Source organism: Mesorhizobium sp. M4A.F.Ca.ET.020.02.1.1, assembly GCF_004022645.1.
Lineage (GTDB): Bacteria > Pseudomonadota > Alphaproteobacteria > Rhizobiales > Rhizobiaceae > Mesorhizobium.
In genome coordinates this window covers 1-1,939 of the sequence record NZ_RZOI01000947.1, presented here as the reverse complement: position 1 = coordinate 1,939, position 1,939 = coordinate 1, and the positions used below count along the sequence as shown (strand labels likewise).

General features: G+C 65.5%; 1 protein-coding gene and 2 pseudogenes. 1 reads left to right on the top strand and 2 read right to left on the bottom strand.

What is annotated here, in order from left to right:
* A pseudogene (locus EN742_RS33485) lies at positions 1–1,305 on the top strand (carbamoyl phosphate synthase large subunit); the annotation flags it as partial.
* Between the two features lie 50 nt (positions 1,306–1,355).
* Here the strand turns inward: EN742_RS33485 and EN742_RS33480 are convergent.
* Positions 1,356–1,748, bottom strand: a complete 393-nt coding sequence (locus tag EN742_RS33480; RefSeq protein ID WP_126058764.1) for a RidA family protein — start codon at positions 1,746–1,748, stop codon at positions 1,356–1,358.
* Positions 1,749–1,835: 87 nt separating this feature from the next.
* Positions 1,836–1,939, bottom strand: a pseudogene (locus EN742_RS39810) (transcriptional regulator); the annotation flags it as partial.

Here is a 1,939-nt window from a genome sequence, read left to right as displayed (position 1 = left end):
TCGCCCGACATGATCGACCTCGCCGAGGACCGCGACCGTTTCCAGAAGCTGCTGCACAAGCTCGGCCTGACCCAGCCGAAGAACGGCATCGCCTATTCGGTCGAGCAGGCCCGCCTCGTCGCCGGCGAGCTCGGCTTTCCGCTGGTGGTGCGCCCGTCCTATGTGCTCGGCGGCCGCGCCATGCAGATCATCCATGACGAGGGGATGCTGCAGACCTACCTGCTCGACACCGTGCCCGGCCTGGTGCCGGAGGACATCAAGCAGAAATACCCCAACGACAAGACCGGCCAGATCAACACGCTGCTGGGCAAGAACCCGCTTCTGTTCGATACCTATCTGACCGGCGCCATCGAGGTCGACGTCGACTGCCTCTGCGACGGCAAGGCGACCTTCGTCTCCGGCATCCTGGAGCATATCGAGGAGGCCGGCATCCATTCCGGCGACTCGGCCTGCTCGCTGCCGGTGCACGCGCTGCCTTCGGACCTTGTCGACGAGTTGGAGCGGCAGACGGCCGCCTTGGCTCGCGCGCTCAATGTCGGCGGCCTGATGAACGTGCAATACGCGATCCAGGACGGCACGGTCTATGTGCTGGAGGTCAACCCCCGCGCCTCGCGCACCGTGCCCTTCGTCGCCAAGACGATCGGCAGGCCGATCGCCAAGATCGCGGCCCGCATCATGGCCGGTGAGACGCTGGAAGACGCCTTCGCCCATTACGGCCCGATGCCCGATCCGCGCAACCCCGGCCACATCGCCGTCAAGGAAGCCGTCTTCCCCTTCGCCCGCTTCCCCGGCGTCGACATCCTGCTCGGGCCGGAAATGCGCTCGACCGGCGAGGTGATGGGCCTCGACCGCGACTTCGCGCTCGCCTTCGCCAAGAGCCAGCTCGGCGCCAATGTCGACCTGCCGCGCTCCGGCACGCTGTTCGTCTCGGTGCGCGACGAGGACAAGAAGGGCATCCTGCCCGCCGTCAAGCGCCTCGCCGGCCAGGGTTTCAAGGTGCTCGCCACCTCCGGCACCGCCCGCTTCCTCGCCGAGAACGGCGTGGTCGCCGAAAAGATCAACAAGGTGCTCGAAGGCCGCCCGCACATCGAGGACGCCATCCGCAACCGCCAGGTCCAGATCGTCTTCAACACCACCGACGGCCAGAAGGCGGTGTCGGACTCTAAGTCACTGCGACGTGCCACGCTGATGCAGAAGGTGCCGTACTACACGACGCTGTCGGGCGCTGCTGCGGTCGCCGAGGCGATCGCGGCGCTGCGGGCCGGGAGCCTGGAGGTCACGCCGCTGCAGGAGTATTTTGGATGACAGTCATCCGCTTTCAACGCCCGCAAGTTCGATCAGGGACAACTCTCCCTTCACCCCACCGCCACACACTCGATCTCGATATCAAACTCCATCGGCCATGACGCTACCGGCACGAAGGTGCGCGACGGCGGGTTTTCGGGGAAGTGCTCTGCATAGACGCGGTTGATGGCGTTGTAGAAGCCGGCATTGGCGGCGTAGATGCGCACCATCTGCACCTTGTCCAGCGAGCTGCCCGCCGCATCCAGGCAATGCTTCATCGCCCTCAGCGACGCCTCGGCCTGCACCTCGATGTCGCCCTTGACCAGCTTGCCCGTCGCAACATCGAGCGGCGGCATGCCGGAGACGAAGACCAGCCCCGCCCCCCTGGTCACCAGCGACAGCGGCACGCCGAGCGCGCGCACAGCCGCCGACAGCACCGGCACTTCGACGATTTCCTTGGCCATGACAATCCTCCCTTGTCTGGGAGTGAGCTTATCGCCGCATCGGAGAAAAGCCAGCGGCGGCCTTCTCCCCTTGTGGAAGGGAAGAGGCTAGCCCTGCCCCGGATACGGCCTCCCATCCTTGTGCAAAAACCGTCCATCCGAGCTCGGGCTCATCATGTCGATGTCGGAGCAGGTTATGACATCCTCCGGAT

Coding starts and splice junctions, on each gene's coding strand:
- EN742_RS33480 (WP_126058764.1), bottom strand. CDS start 1,748: ATGGCCAAGGAAATCGTCGAAGTGCCGGTGCTGTCGGCGGCTGTGCGC.